Origin of the sequence: Rhodococcus sp. AW25M09 (assembly GCF_000333955.1) — a bacterium.
Taxonomy (GTDB): Bacteria; Actinomycetota; Actinomycetes; order Mycobacteriales; family Mycobacteriaceae; genus Rhodococcoides.
In genome coordinates this window covers 1-1,349 of sequence record NZ_CAPS01000163.1, presented here as the reverse complement: position 1 = coordinate 1,349, position 1,349 = coordinate 1, and the positions used below count along the sequence as shown (strand labels likewise).

The 1,349-nt window shown below is 66.9% G+C and carries 1 protein-coding gene; it reads right to left on the bottom strand.

Translation table 11 applies throughout. The features are described from left to right. The coding region (locus RHODMAR_RS26770) for a transposase (protein WP_051048302.1) at nt 1-1,289 on the bottom strand (1,289 nt) is incomplete at its 3' end. Nucleotides 1,290-1,349 lie beyond the last annotated feature (60 nt).

Sequence of the window (1,349 nt, the reverse complement as noted above, 5' to 3'; positions counted from 1 at the left end):
AGCATGATCCCGATCGCAGCCTCACCGGCGGCGGTGTCGGTGATCGGCGGTGAATCGGCGGTACTTTTCGTCGCGGCGATCGTGGTCGCGGCAGCGATGGCCTTGGCGACCATGCCGTCGTAGTAGCCGGAGTCGTTGGGGTTGATACCGACGCCGGTGGCGATGATGATCCCGTCCTGGGCGGTGAACGCTTGGCAGTTGTATCCCTGCACCCACCCACCGCCACGGATCGGCTGCGTCCGCGACTGCGGATCGGTGATGTTGCGGCAGATCACCGGCGTGGTCTTCTCCCGCTCACGCTGGCGGTCCTGCGCTTTCGCCAGCGCCGCTCGCGCGCGCACCACCGTGTAATGAGACTCGATCGGTAGCGGAGCGGTTCCTTTCGGCTTCGCGCCACGAGCATGCAGCGCTGCAGCTTTGGCCTGGTAGTCAGCGCTCATCTGCACCCTGACCTGCCGTGCCCGCTGCAACCGAATCGTCGCTGCCTCCACTGCAGCACCGACCGGGGACGCACCGGTGATCTTTGCCCCTGCGTCCATCCGCTCGAGATGGCCCTTCGCCGCGGCCTGCTCGGCTGCGCGCGCCGCGGCCTTTTCGGCCTCGATCTGGGCGAGCGCTTCGGTGATCCGCGCCGACCGAGACCTCGGGTCGGCCAACTCTTTCGGGACGTGGCCGGGGCCAGGGTCGTCCGGGCCGTAGAGCTCGTCGTCGGCGTCGTCGCCCGCGGCATGCGCTGCGGCCGCCGCAGCGGCGATCTTCGCCGCTTCGGCCTCGGCCGCGGCCCGCAGTCCAGCTTCGCTGCGGTTCGCCGACAGCGACGCGTTCGAGGCGATCTTGACTCCGTCGAGGGCGATGGTTCCCAGCGATCCCAATCCCACCCGAGCGGCCAGGATCAGCACCTGCGCGAACAATGCCTCGCAGGCGGCGTGGTTGTCTTTGCGGAACCGGGAGATCGTCACATGATCGGGGATGTCGCCGGCGCAGATGACCCGGTAGGACACCACATCGGCGCACGCGGACTCGATCCGGCGTGAGGATCGTTGGCCCTGTGACCAGGCCCAGATCAGCAACGTGAGCAGCATGTCCGGGTCGTATCCGGCGCGTCCGACACCGCCGAGTCGACGCCCGCTATGAAACGCCGAGGTGTCCAAGTGACCATCGACGATCTCGATGAGCGTCCACACCGGATGCTCCGCCGGCAACCATTCACGCATGTCCGGTGGAATCAGAAACTGCTGATCACGATCGACCGGTCGATATCCCTTCGCCACCACAACATTCTCGCCCACACACACCGATGGGGCGCCTCGACACTCGAGACGCCCCACCATCAAAACGCAACAGCCCGC